This window comes from Pseudotabrizicola sp. (assembly GCF_030656345.1).
Lineage (GTDB): Bacteria > Pseudomonadota > Alphaproteobacteria > Rhodobacterales > Rhodobacteraceae > Pseudotabrizicola.
Genome location: NZ_JAUSNR010000010.1, coordinates 69,209 through 91,158, shown reverse-complemented (window position 1 = coordinate 91,158; position 21,950 = coordinate 69,209). Strand labels below are relative to the sequence as shown.

At 63.5% G+C, this 21,950-nt stretch carries 17 protein-coding genes and 2 tRNA genes; 12 read left to right on the top strand and 7 right to left on the bottom strand.

Annotated features, from left to right (window positions below):
* Nucleotides 1–9: 9 nt before the first annotated feature.
* Both Q7J44_RS04080 and Q7J44_RS04075 read right to left on the bottom strand, forming a co-directional pair.
* Nucleotides 10–1,176 carry a D-alanyl-D-alanine carboxypeptidase family protein gene (locus tag Q7J44_RS04080; RefSeq protein WP_304877248.1) on the bottom strand — a complete coding sequence of 389 codons (1,167 nt, stop codon included), beginning with the start codon at nucleotides 1,174–1,176 and terminating at the stop codon, nucleotides 10–12.
* Nucleotides 1,177–1,191: 15 nt separating this feature from the next.
* Nucleotides 1,192–1,998: an SPOR domain-containing protein gene (locus Q7J44_RS04075; RefSeq protein WP_304877238.1), complete on the bottom strand. Its 807-nt coding sequence runs from the start codon at nucleotides 1,996–1,998 to the stop codon at nucleotides 1,192–1,194.
* 272 nt (nucleotides 1,999–2,270) lie between these two features.
* Here Q7J44_RS04075 and Q7J44_RS04070 point away from each other — a divergent pair.
* From Q7J44_RS04070 to Q7J44_RS04055, 4 genes are all read left to right on the top strand, one after another.
* Nucleotides 2,271–2,360, top strand: a tRNA-Ser gene (locus Q7J44_RS04070).
* A gap of 223 nt (nucleotides 2,361–2,583) precedes the next feature.
* Complete coding sequence (locus Q7J44_RS04065) at nucleotides 2,584–5,727, top strand: response regulator (protein ID WP_304877236.1); 3,144 nt, start codon at nucleotides 2,584–2,586, stop codon at nucleotides 5,725–5,727.
* On the top strand, nucleotides 5,724–6,587 hold the full coding sequence (locus Q7J44_RS04060) for a protein-glutamate O-methyltransferase CheR (protein ID WP_304877234.1): 864 nt from the start codon (nucleotides 5,724–5,726) through the stop codon (nucleotides 6,585–6,587). The genes Q7J44_RS04065 and Q7J44_RS04060 overlap by 4 nt, the downstream gene beginning before the upstream one ends.
* Entirely contained in the window at nucleotides 6,577–8,412 is a 1,836-nt protein-coding gene (locus Q7J44_RS04055; RefSeq protein ID WP_304877232.1) for a response regulator, read from the top strand. Before Q7J44_RS04060 ends, Q7J44_RS04055 begins: the two co-directional genes overlap by 11 nt.
* A 69-nt stretch (nucleotides 8,413–8,481) precedes the next feature.
* Here the strand turns inward: Q7J44_RS04055 and Q7J44_RS04050 are convergent, their stop codons facing one another.
* Nucleotides 8,482–12,177, bottom strand: a complete 3,696-nt coding sequence (locus tag Q7J44_RS04050; RefSeq protein WP_304877230.1) for a vitamin B12-dependent ribonucleotide reductase — start codon at nucleotides 12,175–12,177, stop codon at nucleotides 8,482–8,484.
* 589 nt (nucleotides 12,178–12,766) lie between these two features.
* On the opposite strand from Q7J44_RS04050, the gene Q7J44_RS04045 reads away from it, so the two are divergent.
* From Q7J44_RS04045 to rarD, 5 genes are all read left to right on the top strand, one after another.
* Nucleotides 12,767–13,186, top strand: a complete 420-nt coding sequence (locus Q7J44_RS04045) for a Fur family transcriptional regulator (protein WP_304877227.1) — start codon at nucleotides 12,767–12,769, stop codon at nucleotides 13,184–13,186.
* Complete coding sequence (locus Q7J44_RS04040; protein ID WP_304877224.1) at nucleotides 13,183–14,082, top strand: DMT family transporter; 900 nt, start codon at nucleotides 13,183–13,185, stop codon at nucleotides 14,080–14,082. Before Q7J44_RS04045 ends, Q7J44_RS04040 begins: the two co-directional genes overlap by 4 nt.
* A 39-nt stretch (nucleotides 14,083–14,121) precedes the next feature.
* Complete coding sequence (eno, locus tag Q7J44_RS04035; RefSeq protein WP_304877222.1) at nucleotides 14,122–15,399, top strand: phosphopyruvate hydratase; 1,278 nt, start codon at nucleotides 14,122–14,124, stop codon at nucleotides 15,397–15,399.
* A gap of 83 nt (nucleotides 15,400–15,482) precedes the next feature.
* Nucleotides 15,483–15,899, top strand: coding sequence for a cupin domain-containing protein (locus Q7J44_RS04030; protein WP_304877220.1), 417 nt, complete (start codon nucleotides 15,483–15,485; stop codon nucleotides 15,897–15,899).
* 58 nt (nucleotides 15,900–15,957) lie between these two features.
* Nucleotides 15,958–16,920, top strand: a complete 963-nt coding sequence (rarD, locus tag Q7J44_RS04025) for an EamA family transporter RarD (RefSeq protein ID WP_304877218.1) — start codon at nucleotides 15,958–15,960, stop codon at nucleotides 16,918–16,920.
* Here rarD and xth read toward each other — a convergent pair.
* Together xth and Q7J44_RS04015 are read right to left on the bottom strand one after the other, a co-directional pair.
* Nucleotides 16,904–17,683: an exodeoxyribonuclease III gene (xth, locus tag Q7J44_RS04020; RefSeq protein WP_304877216.1), complete on the bottom strand. Its 780-nt coding sequence runs from the start codon at nucleotides 17,681–17,683 to the stop codon at nucleotides 16,904–16,906. The genes rarD and xth overlap by 17 nt on opposite strands.
* An 87-nt stretch (nucleotides 17,684–17,770) precedes the next feature.
* A complete protein-coding gene (locus Q7J44_RS04015) occupies nucleotides 17,771–18,103 on the bottom strand; it encodes an iron-sulfur cluster assembly accessory protein (RefSeq protein ID WP_304877214.1) in 333 nt (110 codons plus the stop codon).
* A 75-nt stretch (nucleotides 18,104–18,178) separates the two neighbouring features.
* Here Q7J44_RS04015 and Q7J44_RS04010 point away from each other — a divergent pair, with 75 nt between their 5' ends.
* Nucleotides 18,179–19,384, top strand: a complete 1,206-nt coding sequence (locus Q7J44_RS04010; protein WP_304877212.1) for a deoxyguanosinetriphosphate triphosphohydrolase — start codon at nucleotides 18,179–18,181, stop codon at nucleotides 19,382–19,384.
* A gap of 4 nt (nucleotides 19,385–19,388) precedes the next feature.
* Here the strand turns inward: Q7J44_RS04010 and Q7J44_RS04005 are convergent, their stop codons facing one another.
* Complete coding sequence (locus tag Q7J44_RS04005; protein ID WP_304877210.1) at nucleotides 19,389–19,862, bottom strand: disulfide bond formation protein B; 474 nt, start codon at nucleotides 19,860–19,862, stop codon at nucleotides 19,389–19,391.
* On the bottom strand, nucleotides 19,862–20,440 hold the full coding sequence (locus Q7J44_RS04000; RefSeq protein ID WP_304877209.1) for a YqaA family protein: 579 nt from the start codon (nucleotides 20,438–20,440) through the stop codon (nucleotides 19,862–19,864). The genes Q7J44_RS04005 and Q7J44_RS04000 overlap by 1 nt, the downstream gene beginning before the upstream one ends.
* 123 nt (nucleotides 20,441–20,563) lie before the next feature.
* On the opposite strand from Q7J44_RS04000, the gene Q7J44_RS03995 reads away from it, so the two are divergent.
* Nucleotides 20,564–21,406, top strand: a complete 843-nt coding sequence (locus tag Q7J44_RS03995; protein ID WP_304877207.1) for a neutral zinc metallopeptidase — start codon at nucleotides 20,564–20,566, stop codon at nucleotides 21,404–21,406.
* Nucleotides 21,407–21,486: 80 nt separating this feature from the next.
* Nucleotides 21,487–21,571: transfer RNA gene (locus Q7J44_RS03990), tRNA-Leu, on the top strand.
* Nucleotides 21,572–21,950: the final 379 nt, after the last annotated feature.

The following is a 21,950-nucleotide window of genomic DNA, read 5'->3' as shown; positions in this document are numbered from 1 at the left end:
CCCCGCCTATCAGGAGGCGGGCGGCCCGTCGAGATAGCGCGCGCGCAAGGCCCCCGCCGCTGTCAGCAGCCGCTTGCCAAAGCCGCCGCGCGCGACATCGGTTTCCACCACTAGCGGCACCCGGGCATCGGGCAGGCCGGGGATATGGATGATCAGCTCTCCGCCCGGGGTGCCAGCGGTCAGCGGGGCATTCAGCGGGCCGGTATACACCACCTCGGCCGTGGTGCTTTCCTGCACCAGCGCGGGCACCAGCAGGCGCACATCGGCGGCGGGCACCAGACCGACGGTATCGGCGGCCCCCATCCAGACCGGCACACTGGCCACGCGCTGCCCGGCGGTCACCAGCGTTTTTTGCGCAAACTGGCGAAAGGCCCAGGACACGATGCGTTCAGCCTCTTCCGCCCGTTCGCGTTCGCTGGTCAGGCCGGTGATCACAAAGATCACCCGCCGGTTGCCCTGCGCCGCCGACCCGGCAAGACCATAACCCGCCTCGGCGGTGTGGCCGGTTTTCAGCCCGTCAGCCCCAACCCCCAGCGCCAGCAGCGGGTTGCGGTTGTTCGCATTGGCGGGCGCCCGGTTTTTGTAGTCGAAGGTGGTTTCGGCAAAAATCGTGTAAAGCTCGGGGAAATCGACGATCAACCGCCGCGACAGGATGCCCAGATCGCGCATCGACATCACATGCCCGGCAGCAGGCCAGCCAGAGGAATTGCGGAACACCGAGCTTTGCATCCCCAGCGCCCGCGCGCGTTGCGTCATCTGGTCGGCAAAGGCTTCTTCGGTCCCGGCCAGCCCTTCGGCGACCACGACGCAGGCGTCATTTCCGGAATTCACGATCATGCCATGGATCAGATCGCTGACCGTGGGCCGGTCGGATTCCTGCAAGAACATGGTCGAGCCGCCCATCGCAGCCGCGCGGGCAGAAACCGGAAAGGCGGTGTCCATGCTGACCCGGCCATCGCGCAAGGCCTCGAACAGCATGTTGATGGTCATCAGCTTTGACATGCTGGCAGGCGGCAACGCTTCATCGGCGTTCTTGTCCATCAGCACGGTCTGCGTGGTCACATCATAGACCCAGGCGGCGGTGGCCCGGGTTTCAAACGCCTGCGCCATCGGGGCGGCAAGCGACAGGATCAGAACCAGAGCGGGGCGGATCAGGGCAAGAAACTGGGGGCGCATCGGATCTCCGTCGGTCTAGCGGTTCAGGAAATAGGCATCGGGAAAGCCCGCGCCCTTTACGCGGGTCAGCGCCGCTGCATCGCCCGAGGTGGTCACCGACCACAGCGGCTTGCCCTTGCTTTCCTCACGCCGGACGGTGCCTTGCAGCCCGGCTTGCGACAGCGAGGCGGCGGCGCGGGTGGCATTGGCCTCGACCGAGAAGATGCCGATCTGGATGGTACGCCCGCCGGTGGCGGGAGCAGCGGCAGCGGCAGCCGGGGCAGGCGCGGCAGCGCGGACCACAGGGGCTGCGGGGGTCGGGGCGACCGGGGCATCTTCTGCCCGCGCAATTGCCGCTGCGGCCCCGGCGACTGGGTCAAGCGACCGGGTTTCCACCGTTTCCGACGAATCGAGGATCGGCTTGTTGGCATCGGGTGTCACCGGCGTCTCCTCCCTGCGCAGGGCGATCACGCTGACATCGGCGGGCGCACCGGCCAGCATGCCAAGGGCGGCGGCGGCATCGGACGAAATCTGCAGCTTTGGCCCCGGATTTTCAATCTCGCGCCGGAACAGCGCGCCGATCACGAACTTGCCATTGGCAGTGTTGCGGATGATCACCCGCTCGGGGTCTTTCGCATCGGGCGAGGCGACCCAGACGCCGCCGAGTGACGGCCGGCCATCCCACAGCGCCTTGTCCTTGGTCTGGAACACCTCGGGGGCTTCGACATCGCGGTCGACCAGCCGGGTGGAGGTCGACGCCGTCGCCCCGCCCTCTTTCGCGGCCCCGCGGAACGGGTTTGCGCCATCGACGCAAGCCGCCAGTGCCGTGCTTGCGACTGTCATCAGGATAAGCGCCCTGATCCGTGCCTGTGCCATGTCTTGCCCCCGATGACGCAGGTTTATCCTGCGCTTATGTCCCTTGGCCGCGCCGTGGTGATGCCGTTGTGCTGACGCCATGCCCGATGCTTCGCCTGATTTGCATATGTATCATACCGTTCTGCGTGTCGCGAGGAAAGGGTATGCGGAACTTTCGGCACAGATCGACACGCACAGTTGACCAATCGGCATTTCCCCGGCTTGAATTCGCCACGCAGCCCGGCTAATCGGGGGCTGCTGGAAGTGTGGCCGAGTGGTTTAAGGCTCTAGTCTTGAAAACTAGCGTGCGGGGAACCGTACCGTGGGTTCGAATCCCACCGCTTCCGCCATCACCTTCAAAGGACTGCGAAAATCGGGTGCGGGCTGGTGCTGCAAAGCCTTGTCTGCACGTCCGGTGAAAGATGGCAGGCGGAAAATCAGGTCTATGCGCTGAAACGGCAAAAATATTTCAGTTTTCAGGGAACCCGCCACGATCTGATGCGTTCCGCCCTTCGGATCATAAGAACAAATGCCGGCCAGCCGGGTGTGGCGGCCGTGAAGGGGACGGGTATCGTGGGGTCAGCGAAAGATGTCGGCGTCGTCACTCTGGTGGGCGGCGCGATGGTGGCGGTGTTTCTGACCGATCTGATGTTTCCTTTGGGAACGGCGGTCTGGCTTGGCTATTTCCTGCCGCTTGTGCTGAGCTTTGCCTCGTCCCGCCCTGCCTTGCCGGTGGCCGCGTCGGGGGTGATGGCGCTGGCCTTGCTGGCCGGGTTTTTCCTCGACCTTGCCGGGGGCTTTACGGCGACGGACGCCGCGGTGATGGACCCTGCGGTGGCGGCGGCAAACCGGAGCATGGCGGCGGCGGTGGGGTTTGTTCTGGGATGGTCGGGGCACCGGCTGATCACCAGCAAGATCCGGCTGGATGCAGCGGATTGGGTGCAGCAGGGGCAGGTTCAGGTTGCCCGTGCCGTGCAGGGTGAACTGACGCTGGAAAAGCTGGGCGCGCAGGTGCTTGGGTTGCTGGCCGAAAAGCTTGGCGCGCGGGCAGCGGTGATTTACGTGCGGCAGGGCCACGGGTTTGAGCGGTGCGGCCAATGGGGCGGCGACGCGGCGTCGCTGCCGCAGACCATCGCGGAAGGCGACGGCCACCTGACACGTGCCGTGCAGACCAACACCATCGTCAGCCTGAAGGCCGATCCGCAAACCGCCCTTGGCTGGGGATCGGGGCTGTTGCGCGGGCGGGCGGCCTATAGCGTGATCATCCCGACCCATGACGGGGTGTCCTGCAATGGGGTGATCGAAATCGGGCTGGACCATCCGCTGCCGGAACAGGCGGCGCGGTTGCTGGAACGGGTGGGTGACAAGGTGGGGGTGGCGATCCGGTCGGCGCATTACCGCAGCCAGTTGCACCAGCTGCTGGAAGAAAGCCGCCGTCAGGCCGAAGAGCTGCGCAGCTACAGCGAAGAACTTGCCGCTACCAATGAAGAGCTGGAAGAACAGACTGTTGCGCTGAAGGAAAGCCAGCAACTGCTGGAACATCAGCAATCAGAGCTGGAAGAGCAGAACGCCCAGCTGGAAAACCAGACCCAGCTGCTGGAAGAGCAGCGCAATGCGCTGGTACAGTCGCGCAAATCGCTTGAAGATCAGGCCCGGACACTGGAACGCGAAAGCCGCTACAAGTCTGAATTCGTGGCCAACATGTCGCATGAATTGCGCACCCCGCTGAATGCGCTGCTGATCATGTCGCGGTTGCTGTCCGAAAACCGGGGCCGCACCCTGACCGAAGAGCAGGTCCGCTGGGCGCAGACCATCGAAAGCTCGGGTCAGGATCTGCTGACCCTGATCAACGACATCCTTGATCTGTCAAAGATCGAGGCGGGCAAGCTGGACCTGATCCGGGCCGAGGTCGACCCGCAGACGGTGACGCGCAAGCTGCTGCGCAGCTTTGAGGTGCAGGCGCGGTCCAAGGGCCTGCAACTGACCGCAGAGGTGGCGCCGGGCATCGGGGTGTTCCAGACCGACACCAACCGGCTGGAACAGGTGCTGCGCAACCTGTTGTCCAACGCGCTGAAGTTCACCGATCGCGGGCGGGTGTCGCTGCGCATCGCGCCGGTGCCCGATGGCGTGGCCTTTTCGGTGCAGGATACCGGGATCGGCATTGCCGACAGCGAGCATGAGGCGGTGTTTGACGCGTTCCGTCAGGCAGACGGCACGATCTCACGGCGCTATGGCGGCACGGGTCTTGGCCTGTCCATCTCACGCGAGCTGGCGGATTTGCTGGGCGGCACGCTTACTCTGGCCAGCGTGCCGGGGCAGGGCAGCACCTTCACGCTGACCCTGCCGCGAGACCTGCCGCGAGACCTTCCGGCGGCGGATGCTGCCGGTCGCATGGCGGCGGTGCCCGGCGAACGCCAGATGCCTGCCCCGCCGCGGGCGGTGGCTCCGGCTGACAGGGCGCAGGTCGAGGCCCCCCGGCTGACGCCGCTGCCCGGCGTGACAGATGACCGAGACACCCTCGCACCGGGCGACCGGGTGATGCTGGTGGTCGAGGATGACCCGGCCTTTGCGCAGGTGATGACCGGCCTTGCGGGCGAGTTGGGGTTCAAGTGTCTGTGCGTCGGGCGCGCGGACGAGGCTGTGCTGGCGGCACGGTTCTATCTGCCGCATGCCATCGTGCTGGACGTGGGCCTGCCTGACCATTCCGGACTGTCGGTTCTGGATCAGCTCAAGCGCGGGATAGCCACCCGCCACATCCCGGTTCACATGGTATCGGCCGAGGATTACATCCATGAAGCGATGTCGCAGGGGGCCATCAGTTATATGCTGAAGCCGGTGCAGCGCGACGAGCTGGCGCAGGCCATTCAGCGGCTGGAACAGCGACTGGAACAAAGCGTGCGGCGGGTGCTGATTGTCGAGGACGACCCGGCGCAGCTGGAAGGGCTGAAGGCCCTGCTGGGCAACAGCGAGGTTGAGGCCGTGGGGGCCGCGACCGCCGCCGAAGCTCTGGCTGCGTATCGCAGCCAGCCGGTGGACTGCATCGTGCTGGACATGACCCTGCCCGATGCCAGCGGTTTTGACCTGCTGGAAATGCTGGATTCGGACGATGATCCCAGCTTCCCCCCGGTGATCATCTACACCGCCCGGTCGCTGACCGAGGCGGAAGAGCAGCGGCTGCGGCGGCATTCGAAGTCGATCATCATCAAGGGGGCGAAATCGCCCGAACGTCTGATCGACGAGGTGACCCTGTTCCTGCATCAGGTGGTGTCCGACCTGCCCGAAAAGCAGCGCGAGATGCTGGCGGCCTCGCTGAACCGCGATGCCATGCTGGAAGGGCGCCGTATTCTGGTGGTCGAGGATGACATCCGCAACGTCTATGCCCTGACCGGCATCTTTGAGCCGCACGGTGCCACCGTGCAGATCGCCCGCAACGGGCGCGAAGCGCTGGAGGTGCTGGGCCGCATTGCCGACGGGGCGCAGCCGAAAATCGATCTGGTGCTGATGGATGTGATGATGCCCGAAATGGACGGCATGACCGCCACCCGCGAGATCCGCAAGATCGAGCGCTGGAAGACCCTGCCGATCATCATGCTGACCGCCAAGGCAATGGCGGATGACCAAAGCCAATGTCTTGCCGCCGGGGCGAATGATTACTTGTCCAAGCCGCTCGACGTGGACAAACTGCTGTCACTCGCCCGTGTCTGGATGCCGCGATGACTTATGCAACCATCCCCGTTCCGGCCCCCAATGAGGTGGAGCTTGATCTGCTGCTGGAAGCGCTTTACCGGCTGTATCACTATGATTTCCGGTCCTATTCCCGGGTGTCTCTGCACCGGCGCGCCGATCTGGCGCGCGCCCGGCTGAACTGTGCCACGCTGTCCGATCTGCAGCGGCGGCTGGTGCACGAACCATCGGTGCTGCCGCTGGTAATCGACGCGATGACCGTGCAGGTCAGCGAGGTGTTCCGCGACCCGGCCTATTATCTGGCGCTGCGCCGGGAGGTCATTCCGCATCTGAGCACGTTTCCGTCGCTCAAGGTCTGGGTGGCGGGCTGTGCCGATGGCGAAGAGCTGTATTCGCTGGCCATCCTGTTCCGCGAAGAGGGGCTGTTTGACCGCACCCTGTTCTACGCCACAGAGATCAACCGCCGTGCCCTGGCCAAAGCCGAGGCCGGGGTCTACGATCTGGACCGGATGGCGCGGTTTTCGCAGAATTATCAGCAGGCGGGGGGGCGCGCATCCCTGTCGGATTATTACACCGCCGCCTATGGCCGCGCCGCCTTTGACCGCAGCTTGCGCAGCAAGACGGTGTTTACCGAACATAACCTTGCCACCGATCAGGTGTTTTCCGAAGTGCATCTGGTATCATGCCGCAACGTGCTGATTTATTTCGACAACTCCTTGCAGGACCGCTCGCTTGGTCTGTTTGCGGATTCGCTGGCGCGTGGTGGCTTTCTTGGGCTTGGCACCCATGAAACCCTGCGGTTTTCGGCACATTCGCATTTGTTTTCCGGCTTTGACGAGTCCCAGCGCATTTGGCGCCGCAACGCTGTTCCAGAGGTGAACCATGCCGCATAGAGTGATCCGTTTTCTGCTGGTCGATGACATCACGGAAAATCTGGTGGCACTGGAGGCATTGCTGCGACGTGACGGGCTGGAAATTCACAAGGCCCAGTCAGCCGCCGAGGCGTTGGAGCTGATGCTGGTGAACGACTACGCACTGGCCCTGCTGGATGTGCACATGCCCGATACCGACGGGTATGAACTGGCAGAACTGATGCGCGGCACCGACCGGACGCGGCGGTTGCCGATCATCTTTGTCACCGCCGCCGATATGGATGAAACCCGCCGGTTCCGCGGCTATGAGGCGGGGGCGGTCGATTTCATCTTCAAGCCGGTTGATCCGGTGATCCTGAAGTCGAAATGCGAAGTGTTCTTCCAGCTTGGCGAACAGGCGCGCGATCTGGCACGGCAGCGCGACGAGATGCGCGCCATCGCGCAGCACCGCGACCGGGCGATGGCGCGGCTGAAAGCCCATTCCGACAACTCGCCACTGGCCACCATAGAGATGGATTGCAGCCTGACCCTGCGGGTCTGGTCGCAGGGGGCCGAACGGATTTTCGGCCACAAGGCGCGCGACATGGTGGGCAGGCCGGTGGATCAGACCGGCTGGCTGCCGGCGGAAACCATCGACACCTTGCGCGGCTGGATCGCGGCGGACGACGCGCAGGACGCCGCCCCGCGCTATGCGACCGAGGCGGTTGCCTGTCATGCCGATGGCCGCGAGATCGCCTGCGAGATCTATGCCTCGTCGCTGTCCGAACCCGAGGGCCAGCACAAATCACTGACCCTGCAGGTGCTGGACATCACCGAACGCCGTCAGGCCGAAGCGATGCGCTCGCTGCTGATCGGTGAGTTGAACCACCGCATCAAGAACACGCTGGCCAATGTGCAGGCCATTGCCCGCCAGACCCTGCGCCAGTCCGCCGGATTGCAGGATTTTGACCGCAGTTTCTCGGGCCGCCTGCAGGCGCTGTCGCGGGCGCATTCGATCCTGTCCGATGCCACATGGTCCAGCGCACCCCTGGACAATCTGATCGAAGATCAGATCAAGGCGGGCACGCTGGCCGCCGACCGGCTGAAACGCTGTGGGCCAAAGGTTCAGATCTCGCCCGAAAGCACGCTGCGTCTGGCGCTGACCCTGCATGAACTGGGCACCAATGCGCAGAAATACGGCGCGCTGTCGGTCTCTGGCGGCGAAGTGCTGTTGTCCTGGACCTGCGAAGGCGACGGGCTGGTGTTGCAGTGGCAGGAACGCGGCGGCCCGCCGGTCAGCACCCCGCAGCGCAGCGGCTTTGGTCTGGCGCTGATCGGCGCAAGTGCGGCGGGTGACGATGGCAGCGTCGAGGTGGACTGGCAGCCGCAGGGCGTGATCTGGACCATCCGGCTGGCGCAGGGCGTCAAGCCGATGGCGGGCGCGCCCCCGGTCCAGACCACGGCCCCGCCCGCCATCCTTGTCGAAGCGACCCTCAAGGGCCGCCGGGTGTTGCTGATCGAAGACGAACCGCTGGTGGCCATGGACCTGAGCTATGAGCTGGAAGATGTGGGGGCCGAAGTGGTCGCGGTGGCGCGCACCTTGCGCGACGCGCTGGTGGCGGCTGAACAGCAGCGCATCGACCTTGCCCTGCTGGATGGCAATCTGGGCGGCGAAAAGGTGGATGAGGTGGCCGCGATCCTGCGGCGGCGGGGTATCCCGTTCTGTTTTGTGTCCGGCTATGGCCGCGAACACCTTCCGGCAGATTTCATCACCGTGCCGATCGTGCAAAAGCCGGTCGATCCGCTGAAACTGCGCGCTGTGCTGCAAAAAATGGTTTCGGCCCCCGAGGTTGTAGCGACGGTCTGACAGGGCTAAGCTGGTCGTCAGACGGTAGGCGTCATGGGCGATGCACCCATGACGCCTGCCGGTTATGCATCAGCTGCAGCCGCTGGTGCCGCCGCAGGTGTTGCACTTCATGCAGGTGCCGTTGCGCACCAGCGTGTAGTTGCCGCACTCGCCGCACGGGTCGCCTTCATAGCCCTGCATCCGGGCCTTGGTGCGCAGGTCCATGCCGGTGCCTGTGGCCGTGGCGATGGCGTGGGTCGAGGTGGTTTCGGCAAAGGCGGCCATCCGCGCCTGTGGCATCAGCGTGTTCAGCACCGACACCGGGTCGGTGCCATTGGCCAGCGCTGTCGCCCCCAGCCCGCCTTGCAGCACCACCAGGTCCTGCGGCAACCGCTTGCGCAGATAGCCGGTTGACGAGATCTGGCGCAGCACTTCCAGCCCCCGCGTGGCGGCGGCGTCGGTCATCGGGGCCAGATTGGGCTTGCCCTCATCATCGCCGCGCCCCAGATCGTCAAACGATGCGCCGGTGGGTTTGACATGGGCCAGATCGGTGCGGTCGAGGTAGGAAATCGCCAGCTCGCGGAAGATGTAATCCAGGATCGAGGTGGCATTCTTGATGCTGTCATTGCCCTGCACCATGCCCGCCGGTTCAAAGCGGGTGAAGGTGAAGGCCTCGACGAACTCTTCCAGCGGCACGCCGTATTGCAGGCCGACGCTGACCGCGATGGCAAAGTTGTTCATCATCGCGCGAAAGCCTGCGCCTTCCTTGTGCATGTCGATGAAGATCTCGCCCAACTGCCCATCGGCATATTCGCCGGTGCGCAGGTACACCTTATGCCCGCCGACGATGGCCTTTTGCGTGTAGCCCTTGCGCCGTTCGGGCAGCTTTTCGCGGTGGCTGCGGACGATTTCCTTGACGATGACTTTTTCGACAATCTTCTCGGCGATCACCATCGCCTTTTCCTGCAACGAGCCTGAGCTGAGGATTTCTTCGGCTTCCTCATCATCCTCGATCAGCGCCGATGCCAGCGGCTGTGACAGTTTCGATCCGTCGCGGTACAGCGCATTGGCCTTGATGCCCAGCGAATGCGACAGCTCATAGGCCGCGAGGGTTTCTTCAATGGATGCCGAATTCGGCATGTTGATGGTCTTGGAAATCGCACCCGAGATAAAGGACTGCGCGGCGGCCATCATGTAGATATGGCTGTCAACCGACAGATAACGTTTGCCTTTCTTGCCACAGGCATTGGCGCAATCGAAGACGGAATAGTGCTGTTCTTTCAGGTAGGGCGCACCTTCCAGAGTCATCGTGCCGCAGACATGGTCGTTGCAGGCGTCGATCTGGGCACGGGTAAAGCCAAGGTGGCGCAGCAGGTCGAATGTCGGATCGGCCAGCTTTTCGGCGGGAATGCCCAAGGCACCTTTGCAGAAATCCTCGCCCAGCGTCCATTGGTTGAACACGAAACGGATGTCGAAGGCCGATGGCAGGGCAGCTTCGATCTTTTCAATCTCACGCGGACCGAAACCGTGGCCGACCAGCGCGGTGTGGTTGATGCTGGGGGCCTGCGCGATGGACCCGTGGCCGACGGCATAGGCGACGATTTCGGCAATCTGGTGGCCGGGGTAGCCCAAAGCCTCCAGCCCGGCCGGAACCGACTGGTTGATGATCTTGAAATAGCCGCCGCCTGCCAGCTTCTTGAACTTGACCAGCGCAAAGTCCGGCTCGATCCCGGTGGTGTCGCAATCCATCACCAGACCGATGGTGCCGGTGGGGGCGATAACGGTGGTCTGCGCATTGCGAAAGCCGTGCTCTTCGCCCAGTTGCAGCGCCTCGTCCCAGGCCGATTTCGCAAGCGAAACAAGGCGCTGGTCGGGGCAGTTCATGCTGTCCAGCGCCACCGGGTTGACGTTCACGCCCTCATATCCGCCTGTCGCATGGGCGGCGGCGCAGTGGTTGCGGATGACGCGCAGCATATGGGTGCGGTTGCGGGCATAGCCCGAGAATGGCCCCAGCTCTTTCGCCATTTCGGCGCTGGTCGCATAGGAGACACCTGTCATCAGCGCGGTCAGCGCGCCGCACATCGCCCGGCCCTGATGCGAGTCGTAGCCAAGGCCCATATTCATCAGCAGCCCGCCGATATTGGCATAGCCAAGCCCCAGCGTGCGGAAATCATAGGACCGTCGGGCAATTTCGGGGCTGGGGAACTGCGCCATCATCACCGAGATTTCCAGCGTCACAGTCCACAGCCGGGTGGCGTGGATATAGGCTTCGGCATCGAACTTGCCATGGGCGAAAAAGGTCAGCAGGTTCATCGACGCCAGATTGCAGGCGGTGTCGTCCAGGAACATGTATTCCGAACACGGGTTCGACCCGCGGATCGCGCCGTCTTCGGGGCAGGTGTGCCAGGCGTTGACGGTGTCGTGGAACTGGATGCCGGGGTCGGCGCAGGCCCAGGCGGCATGGCCGACCTGATCCCACAGATCGCGCGCCTTGATGGTCTTGGCGGCTTTGCCATCGGTGCGGCGGATCAGCGCCCAGTCGGCATCTTCCTTCACCGCCGTCAGGAACGCATCGGTGACGCGGACCGAGTTGTTGGAATTCTGGCCCGACACGGTGACATAAGCCTCGGAATCCCAGTCCACATCATAGGTCGGGAATTCGATCGAGGTGTAGCCCTGACGCGCATATTGCAGGATGCGGTTGGTGTAGGTGTCGGGGATCATCGACTTTTTCGACGCCTTGATCGCCGCCTTCAGCGCCGCATTCTTTGCCGGATCAACCGAGTCTTCGGCAGACCCATCCCACTGCCGGATCGCGGTGAAAATCTCGTTCAGCCGCACCTCATGCAGTTTCGATCCGGCGACAAGGCTGGCGACTTTCTGTTCTTCGATCACCTTCCAGTTGATGAACGCTTCGATATCGGGGTGATCCATGTCGCAGATCACCATCTTGGCCGCCCGCCGCGTGGTGCCGCCCGATTTGATCGCGCCTGCCGCACGGTCGCCGATCTTCAGAAACCCCATCAGGCCCGACGACTTGCCGCCGCCCGACAGCCTTTCGCCCTCACCGCGCAAGCTGGAAAAGTTGGTGCCGGTGCCCGAGCCGTATTTGAACAGCCGCGCTTCGCGCACCCACAGATCCATGATGCCGCCGTCACCCACCAGATCATCCTTGACCGACTGGATGAAACAGGCATGTGGTTGCGGGTGTTCATAGGCAGAGGTAGATCGGGTCAGCTTGCCCGTCTTGTGGTCTACATAGAAATGCCCCTGCGACGGGCCGTCGATGCCGTAGGCCCAATGCAGCCCGGTGTTGAACCATTGCGGGCTGTTGGGCGCGGCCATCTGGCGCGCGAGCATGAAGCGCATTTCGTCATAATAGGCCTGCGCGTCGGAGGCTGCGCTGAAATAGCCGCCTTTCCAGCCCCAATAGGTCCAGGCCCCGGCCAGACGGTCAAACACCTGTCTGGCGCTGGTCTCGCCGACAATGCGCTGATCCTGCGGCAGACCCTCAAGCGCCGCGTCATCGGCGACCGACCGCCACAGAAACTCCGGCACGCCCTTTTCCTTGACGCGTTTCAGGCGGGCAGGCACCCCGGCCTTGCGGAAGTATTTCTGCGCCAGCACGTCCGACGCGACCTGGCTCCAGCCTTCCGGCACCTCGACCGCGTCATTGCGGAACACGACCGTGCCGTCAGGGTTGCGGATTTCCGACACCGTGGTGGTGAACGCCATTGCGCCATAGGCCCCGGTGGCTTCGCTCGTAAACTTCCGCTCGATCTTCATCTGCCCCGCCTTTGTTTTTATGGCCCCGGTTGACGCCCGGTTGCGGCCTGTTGGTCCAAATCTTTGCCCTGCCGGGTGCGGCAAACGGAAGACGGGTGCCTGCCTGCTTTCGCAAACAGAACACCATCGCCCCATGGCGCTGCACCGTCATGTCACACTGTCTTTGCTGCACCTAAGGCGACACCATATTTAGTGTTCCGTCAGGTTCGGCTGTCAAACTGTCGTAAGGACGGGCTTGGATCAACCATTTTTTTAAAATTGCGTCACAAAAAATAGCTTGACGGCTCGGGTGTGCGGGGTCGCGTGAAACGCCGCTGAGGCACAGGGCGCGCGGGCCATGTGGAGGGGGCACGCACCGCGCGGACAAGACCGCACGGATTCCCGTTCAAACCCTTAGGGTTGTGCCCGTGACCTAAGGTCCGGTGCGAACGGGCAGCACCGGGGGTGCCCGCGCCAGGCCTGTCGCGCAGTGATTCCCCTGCACGCGTTTGCGCGGTTTCCGGGCCGTGCCCTTCAGACCGGCTTTTGGGTGGCGCGCGATGCGCCACTCGGCTAAAGCGGGAAGACACAGTCACCGCAAAGCAAGCCCATGACCGACATCATCGCCCGTTGTGAGGCCAAGGGCCTCCGAATGACCGAACAGCGGCGCATCGTTGCCCGAGTCGTCGGCGAGGCTGAAGATCACCCCGATGTCGAAGAGCTGTACGCCCGCGCCGCAAAGCTTGATCCGCGCATTTCGCTGGCCACGGTGTACCGGACGGTGAAACTGTTCGAAGAGGCGGGGCTGCTGGAAAAGCTGGAATTCGGCGATGGCCGGGCACGCTATGAAGACGCCGAACGCGATCACCATGACCATCTGATCGACGTGAACTCGGGTGAGGTGATCGAATTCGTCGACCCCGAGATCGAGGAATTGCAGGAACGCATCGCCGCGCGGCTGGGATATCGCCTGATCGGGCACCGGCTGGAACTGCTGGGCGTGCCGGTCAACAAACCGCCAAAGACATGAGCAGCGCCGATAACCCGCGGGCCGCGGGGCTGATGGTGGCCAGCATGGCGGCCTTTGCGTTCGAAGACCTGTTCCTTGTGCGGGCGGCCACCACGATGCCGCCGGGGCAGGTGATTGCGATGATGGGGGCGGCGGGGGCTGTGGTGTTCTGGCTGATCGCCGCCCGCCTGCGCCAGCCGATCCTGACGCGCCGCGCCCTGACCGGGGCGGCCGCGCTGCGCAGCCTGTCCGAGGCGCTGGCGGCCATGCTGTATATCACAGCACTTGCGCTGATCCCGCTGACGGTCAATTCGGCGCTGCTGCAAGCCTCGCCACTGGTGGTGACCATGGGGGCGGCGCTGTTTTTGCGCGAAAAGGTGGGCTGGCGGCGCTGCGGCGCGATTGCGGTGGGGTTTGTGGGGGTTCTGGTCATCCTGCAACCGGGAACCGACGGCTTTCGCATCGCGGGCCTGCTGACGGTGGCCTGCGTGGCCTTTATGGCGGCGCGGGATTTGTCGACGCGGGTGATGGACGCCAGCATCGGCACGTTCCAGCTGACCACATGGGCCTATCTGTCGCTGGTGCCGGCGGGGCTGATCCTGATGGCGGTGCAGGGGCAGTCGCTGCAGGCGATTGCTCCGTCGCAATGGTTTGACCTGACCGGCGCGCTGATCACCGGGCTGCTTGGCTATTATGCCGTGACGGCGGCGATGCGTCTGGGCGAAGTTTCAGTCGTGGCCCCGTTCCGCTATGCCCGGCTGGTGTTTGCGATGATTCTGGCGATGATTTTCCTTGGCGAACGCCCCGATGCCTGGATGCTGACCGGCGCCGCACTGGTGATCGGATCGGGGCTTTACACCTTCGCGCGCGAGGCAAGGCTGAAGCGCGCCCTTTCCATAAAGGCCGGTCCAAGGTAAAGACGGGGCCGAGAGCATCTTCCGCAATACGGAGCCCCCATGAGCACGATCATCGACATTCACGCCCGCGAAATCCTCGACAGCCGCGGCAACCCCACTGTTGAGGTGGACGTGACGCTGGAAAGCGGCGCCATGGGGCGCGCCGCCGTGCCCTCGGGTGCCTCGACCGGCGCGCATGAGGCCAATGAGCGGCGCGACGGCGACACGTCCCGCTATATGGGCAAGGGCGTGCTGGAAGCCGTCGCCGCCGTCAACGGCGAGCTGGCCGAAGAACTGGTGGGCTATGACGCGACCGAACAGGTCGGCATCGACCGCACCATGATCGAGATGGACGGCACCCCGAACAAAGCGCGTCTGGGGGCCAATGCCATTCTGGGCGTGTCGCTGGCCGTGGCCAAGGCCGCCGCAGAATTCACCGCGCAGCCGCTGTTCCGCTACATCGGCGGCACCTCTGCCCGCGTGTTGCCAGTGCCGATGATGAACATCATCAATGGCGGCGAACACGCTGATAACCCGATTGATATTCAGGAATTCATGATCATGCCGGTCGGCGCGGACAACATCCGCGACGCCATCCGCATGGGGTCTGAAGTGTTCCACACCCTGAAAAAAGAGCTGCAACAGGCTGGCCACAATACCAATGTCGGCGATGAGGGCGGCTTTGCACCCAACCTGAACTCTGCCCGTGACGCGCTTGATTTCATTCTGAAATCCATCGAAAAAGCCGGGTTCAAACCGGGGGTGGATATGTATCTGGCCCTTGATTGCGCTGCCACCGAATACTTCAAAGGCGGCAAGTATGAGATGAAGGGTGAAGGTCGCTCGCTAACCATCTCTGAAAACGTCGATTTCCTTGCAGCGCTTGCCAAGGATTACCCGATCATCAGCATCGAGGACGGCTGTTCCGAAGATGACTGGGAAGGCTGGAAACTGCTGACCGACACCATCGGCGACAAGATCCAGCTGGTGGGGGATGATCTGTTCGTCACCAACCCGCGCCGTCTGGCGACAGGCATCGAGAAGGGGGTGGCAAACTCCATGCTGGTCAAGGTCAACCAGATCGGAACCCTGACCGAAACGCTGCAGGCGGTCGATATGGCGCATCGCGCGCGCTATACCAATGTGATGAGCCACCGCTCGGGCGAGACCGAAGACAGCACCATCGCGGATCTGTCGGTCGCCACCAACTGCGGCCAGATCAAGACCGGGTCGCTGTCGCGGTCTGACCGGCTGGCGAAATACAACCAGCTGATCCGGATTGAGGAAATGCTGGGCGAGACGGCGGAATATGCCGGGCGGTCGGTTCTGAAGGGCTGAGACGGCTTTCCGGCGGGGGCGTTTGCGGCAGAGGCCGGACGCCTCCGGCGGGAGTATTTTTGTCAAGATGAAGGGGGCAGGGCATGGACGTGGCTGACCAGATCATTGCCCGTCTGGGCCTGACCCCGCACCCCGAAGGCGGCTGGTATCGCCAGACATGGGTGGGGCCGGTTGTGAACGGGCGGGCCAGCGGCACGGCGATCCTGTTTTTGCTCAAAGCGGGGGACCGCAGCCACTGGCATCATGTCGATGCCGATGAAATCTGGCTCTGGCATGCGGGGGCACCGGTGGTGCTGTCGGTGGGGCGCGAGGTAGCGGTCGATCATCTGCTGGGGCCGGAAGTGCTGGCGGGGCAGATGCCGCAGGTCGTGGTGCCTGCGGGCGACTGGCAGGCGGCGCGGTCTACGGGTGATTATTCTCTGGTGTCCTGCACCGTCAGCCCGGGCTTTGACTTTGCCGGGTTTGTGCTGGCAGGTCCGGGGTTCGAGCTGCCGCGCTGATTGTTCCCGTCACAAATTGGCATTGGTGGCCCCGCTGCCAAACCGCTATGCGGGCATCATGACTGACGCACCCCTTGCCCCGAACGAAGACAGCCGCGCCGGATTTTTCTATGCGCTGACCGCCTATGTGATGTGGGGGTTTTTGCCGCTCTATATGAAGATGGTGGCGCATATCCCGCCGATTGAGGTGATTGCGCACCGGGTGCTGTGGTCGCTGCCGATTGCCTTGGGGGTGATCCTCTGGCTGGGCCGCACGCAGGATCTGCGACAGGCATTCCAGACCCCGCGCACGCTGATGATGGGGGCGGCGACGGCGGCGCTGATCTCGGTCAACTGGGGGATTTATGTCTGGGCCATTGGTGCGGGTTTCGCTCTGGAAGCGGCGCTTGGCTATTACATCAACCCGTTGTTTTCGGTGCTGCTGGGCCGGGTACTGTTGAAAGAACGGCTGACGCGCGCGCAATGGGCCGCGATTGGCCTTGCTGCGGCGGCGGTGCTGTTGCTGACCTTTGAGGCCGGGCGGGTGCCGGTTGTGGCGCTTGGGCTGACGGTGACCTGGGGTTTTTATGCCTATCTGAAAAAGTCGCTGCCCATCGGCCCCAATCAGGGCTTCACGCTGGAGGTGATGCTGCTGGCCCCGCTTGCGCTTGGCTATCTGCTTTGGGCGCAGGTGCAGGGGGTCGGGCATCTTGGGCAGGGGGTGGGGCGTGATGATCTGCTGTTGATCGGCACCGGCGTGGTCACCGCCGTGCCGCTGATGATCTATGCCAACGGGGCCAAAAAGCTGCGGCTGTCGACCATTGCCATGATGCAATATATCGCGCCCACCCTGATTTTCCTGATCGCGGTGTTCGTGTTCGGCGAGCCGTTCGGCACGGTCCGGCTGATCGCTTTCCCGATGATCTGGGCGGCGCTGGTGATCTATACCGTGTCGATGCTGCGGGCGCGGGGACGCGCGCGCGAGGCGGCCGGGGTCACTCCGCCCCAAGTCAGTCCGCCCCAAGTTACTCCGCCAGCGTGATCCAGACCGGCACGTGATCTGACGGCTTTTCGCCCGCCCGCACCTCGCGGTCTATCCCTGCGCCGGTCAGCCTGTCAGCCGCCTGGGGCGACAGCAGCAGATGGTCGATGCGGATGCCGTTGTTGCGCTCCCACGAATTGGCCTGATAATCCCAGAAGCTGTAATGCCCGGCACCCTGTTCGCGGGCGCGGAAGGCATCGGTCAGGCCAAGGTTCAGCATCCGGCGGAACGCCTCGCGGGTTTGCGGCAGATAGAGCGCGTCATTGACCCATGCCTCGGGCCGGGCGGCATCCATCGCCTGCGGGATGACGTTGTAATCACCGGCGCAGACGAATGCCTCTTCCAGGTCCAGCAGGGCGCGCAGGCGGGATTCCATCCGCGCCATCCATGCCAGTTTGTAATCGTATTTCGGCCCCGGGGCCGGGTTGCCATTGGGCAGGTACAGCCCGCACAGCCGCACCGGGCGGGGGGCCAACACCGTGGCCTCAATCCAGCGGGACTGTTCATCGGTGTCATCGCCGGGCAGGCCGCGCGTCACATCTTCCAGCGGCAGGCGCGACAGGATGGCGACGCCGTTGAAGCCTTTCTGCCCATGGGTTTCCACGCGGTAGCCCATGTCTTCGAACAGCGCGCGCGGAAAGCCTTCATCGACCGATTTGATTTCCTGCAGGCAGACCACATCGGGCGTTTGTGCAAGCAGCCAACGCGGCAGCGCCTCGATCCGGGCCTTGATGCCGTTGATGTTGAATGTCGCGATGCGCATGGGGCCAGCCTTTCGGTGTTGCGGTCCCAGCTATCGGGCAACGCAGCGGCTATGGCAAGGCGTGCCACAGAGTCATCCGCCCGGGCGTTACATCGAGAACGACACACCGCAGCCGCAGCTGCTGCTGGCGTTGGGGTTTTCGATCACAAACCGCGCGCCAATCAGTTCCTGCGTGAAGTCGATCACCGCGTTTTGCAAAAACGGCAGGGACACGGCATCGACCAGAACCCGTTGGCCGTTTTTCTCCAGCACCAGATCGTCGGGGGCGGCATCATCAAGCTTGATTTCGTACTGAAAGCCGGAACAGCCGCCGCCTTCGACCGCGACGCGCAGCGATTTATGCTCGCCCGTCATCTCGGCAATTTCGGCCAGACGGGCAAAGGCGCGGTCCGTGACGCGGGGGGGAAGGGTCAGGTCCATGATTTTTCACATATCCTTGGGGGTCTGCGTGCAATATAAGCGTTGATGAAGACTTCAACAAGAACGGGCAGTTCCATGCTTGCGCCTTTTGCCTGCCAACCCGATGCCTCCAAGGGCCGTTTGTTTGAAGAACGCATGTCGTCCTTCCGCTCGCCCTATCAGCGCGACCGGGACCGGATCATTCATTCCTCGGCCTTCCGGCGGCTGAAACACAAGACGCAGGTGTTTGTCGAGCATGAGGGCGACTATTACCGCACCCGCCTGACCCATTCGATCGAGGTGGCGCAGGTGGCGCGCACCATATCGGGCGTGCTGGGGCTGAACACCGATCTGGCCGAATGTATCGCACTGGCGCATGACCTTGGCCACACGCCGTTTGGCCATACCGGCGAGGATGCGCTGGGGGCGCTGATGGCGCCCTATGGCGGGTTTGACCACAACGCGCAGGCGCTGCGCATCGTGACCCGGCTGGAACGGCACTACGCCGATTTCGACGGGCTGAATCTGACATGGGAATCGCTGGAAGGCATCGCCAAGCACAACGGCCCGGTGACCGGACCGAATGCCGATGAAAAGCACGCCGGACCGTTGCCCTATGCCTTGGCCGAGGTGAATGCCCAGTGGGATCTGCACCTGCACACCCATGCGAGTGCCGAGGCGCAGGTCGCGGCAATTGCCGATGATGTGGCCTATTCCCACCACGACCTGCATGACGGCTTGCGCTCGCGCCTGTTTGATGAGGCCGATCTGATGGAGCTGCCCGTCACCGGCCCGGCCTTTGCCGAGGTGGATGCGATCTACCCGGGGCTGGACCCGATGCGGCGCCGGCACGAGGCGTTGCGCCGGGTGTTTGGCCGCATGGTTGAGGATGTGATCGCGGTGGCGCAAGGGCGGCTGGAGGCGGCGCAGCCGCAGTCGGTTGATGATATCCGCATGATGGGCACCACCATCATCCGCTTTTCCAAACCGCTGTACCAGGAGCTGAAGGCGATCCGCAGCTTTCTGTTTCAACGCATGTACCGCGCGCCCTCGGTGATGGAGGTGCGGGCTTTGGTCACGCAGGTGGTGCAGGATCTGTTCGCGGCGTATCTGGCCGACCCCGGCCTGCTGCCTGCGGAATGGGAACATGCGGTACAGGCCTGCAGCGATCAGACCGAACTGGCGCGCACGGTGGCCGATTACGTGGCGGGGATGACCGACCGCTTTGCCATTCAGGAACATGGCCGGTTGTGCGGCGGTGCCCTGGTCGAAACCCACACCGGCCCTGCGTTCCCGTCCTGAGCCTTCAGTCGCGGCGGGCTGCCAGCAGCCACAGGCCCGCAAGGCCCAGCGACAGCACCATGTTCCACCCGGCCATCGAGATGCCGGCCAGCGACCATGCCACCTGATCGCAGCGCGCGGGCGTGCCGACGCTTGCGGCCGGGTTCAGCAGATCATCTATGCTGATGCCGGTGATGGCGCTGCCGCCGCAGGTGGCCAAACCCTGCCACCAGCCGTATTCGACGCCCATGTGAAAGCCGCCGATCGCCGCCGTGGTCAGTGCCGCCAGTGCGCCCAGCACCATCAATCCGCGATGCGGGAACAGCAGGGCCAAAGCCATGATCACCACCGCCGCCGCATGCGGCCAGCGCTGCCACAGGCACAGCACGCAAGGGGCCATGCCGCCGATGTGCTCAAACGCAAAGGCCCCGGCCAGCAAAGCGGCAGATCCGGCACCGGCAACCGCGACCAGCACACGGGAGGACAGGGTTTTCAGCATCACAACACCTTCAGCAGGACAAAGCCGCCCACCAGCAGCAGGCAAAATAGCGTGAACATAAGGCCGAGCCGCCGTTCAATGAAATCACGGATCGGTGCGCCGAATTTCCACAGCAGTGCCGCCACCACAAAGAACCGCAACCCCCGCGCCAGAACCGATGCAAAGGTGAACACCATCAGATCCAGCCCGGTGCTGCCCGACAGGATCGTGACCACCTTGTACGGAAACGGCGTCACCCCGGCGATCAGCACCGCCCAGGCCCCCCATTCGTTGTAGGTCTGACTGAACACCTCAAAATTATCGGTCTTGCCGTAGAATTCCAGCACCGGCAGCCCGACGCTTTCATACAGCACCGCGCCGATCCAATAGCCGAACATGCCGCCCAGCACCGAAGAGACAGTGGCCACGCCCGCAATCAGGAACGCCCGGCGCGGGGCGGCAAGGATCATCGGGATCATCAGAATATCGGGCGGGATCGGAAAGACCGAGCTTTCGATAAAGGCCACAAAGGCCAGTGCCCAAAGCGCGCGCGGGTGTTCTGCCAGCCGGATCGTCCAGTCATACAAGGCGCGGATCATCTGGTTTTCCCACTGCTGTTGCGGTGCTTGCACCATGATGATGCGCCAAGGTCAAGGACGCTTTCCGGCCCGCCCGCATCTCGCTACTGTGGCGGCAGAAAACGAGTCAAGGGGTGGGTGGCGATGGAATGGCGTGGACGGCGGGGCAGCCGCAATATCGAGGACCGTCGCAGCAGCTCTGGCGCAAAAGCGGGCGGTATCGGCGGGGTGGGGGTGATCGCCGTTCTTCTCGTCGGCTATTTCCTTGGCATCGATGTGACACCCTTGTTGCAGCAAACCGGGCCGCAAAACTCGGGCCCGGTGGAACTGACAGCGGCCGACATTGCGGCGGGCGAGTTTGTGTCGGTCACCCTTGCCGATACCGAAGAGGTCTGGGCGCAGCTGTTCCGCGAACAGTTGGGGCGGGAATACCGGCCTGCCACGCTGGTGCTGTTCAAGGGCGTGACGCAAAGCCCCTGTGGCGGCGCGTCGGGGGCCACCGGGCCGTTCTACTGCCCGGGCGACAGGAAAGCCTATCTGGACACGGATTTCTTTACCGTGATGGAAGAACGGCTGGGGGCGAAGGGCGATTTCGCCGCCGCCTATGTGGTGGCGCATGAAATTGCGCATCATGTGCAGAATGAACTGGGCATTCTGGGGCAGGCCAACCAGTTGCGCCAGCAGGTCAGCCAGGCTGACAGCAACGCCATTTCCGTGCGCATCGAGTTGCAGGCCGACTGCCTGTCCGGGGTCTGGGCGCGGACCGCGTCGCAGAACTTCGGCTCGATCAGCCGGGGCGATATCGAGGATGCGGTCAATGCCGCGCGCCAGATCGGCGATGACACGCTGCAAAAGGCCGCCGGTCAGCGCCCGATGCCGCACACCTTTACCCATGGCACGTCCGAGCAACGCGCGCGCTGGTTCATCACCGGGCTGCAGTCCGGCCAGATTGCCGCCTGCGATACCTTTGCCACCGATAAGCTGTAACGATGATCTGTAACCTATGACCGGCGTGATCTGACCCTGTTGACGCCGCCCTACGGGGCGGCTAAACGGTTTGACAAGTTGCCCGAGTGGTGGAATTGGTAGACGCAGCGGATTCAAAATCCGCCGCCGCAAGGCTTGTCGGTTCGAGTCCGACCTCGGGCACCATCCTGTTTGTATGATCGAAAGCCGGCAGAGCCTGATTCCCGCAAAGGGTCGGGCGGGTCGGAACGATTCGCTTCAAATGCCATCAAATTGCCCGATTGTCTCACTTTCAGAAACCCCGCTGCCTTGATGCAGGCAAAATGATGTCGCGACTGCGGTGAGGCCCGGCGCGCTCTGACCCGGGGGCGCATTGTTTCCTGTGCCTCGGCGAACCCCTCGCCGGGCCGCCTTTCAACCCATCCACACCCGTAAAAACCCAAGAAATCCCTGAATCCGGCGCGTTGTGCCGTTGCGTTCCTGGAAACAAACGTGCGGCGGGCGTTCATCCGGATCGCTGCACTTTGCACGCTTAGCGTGTTTTTTGTGACGCAGGCACACGCAC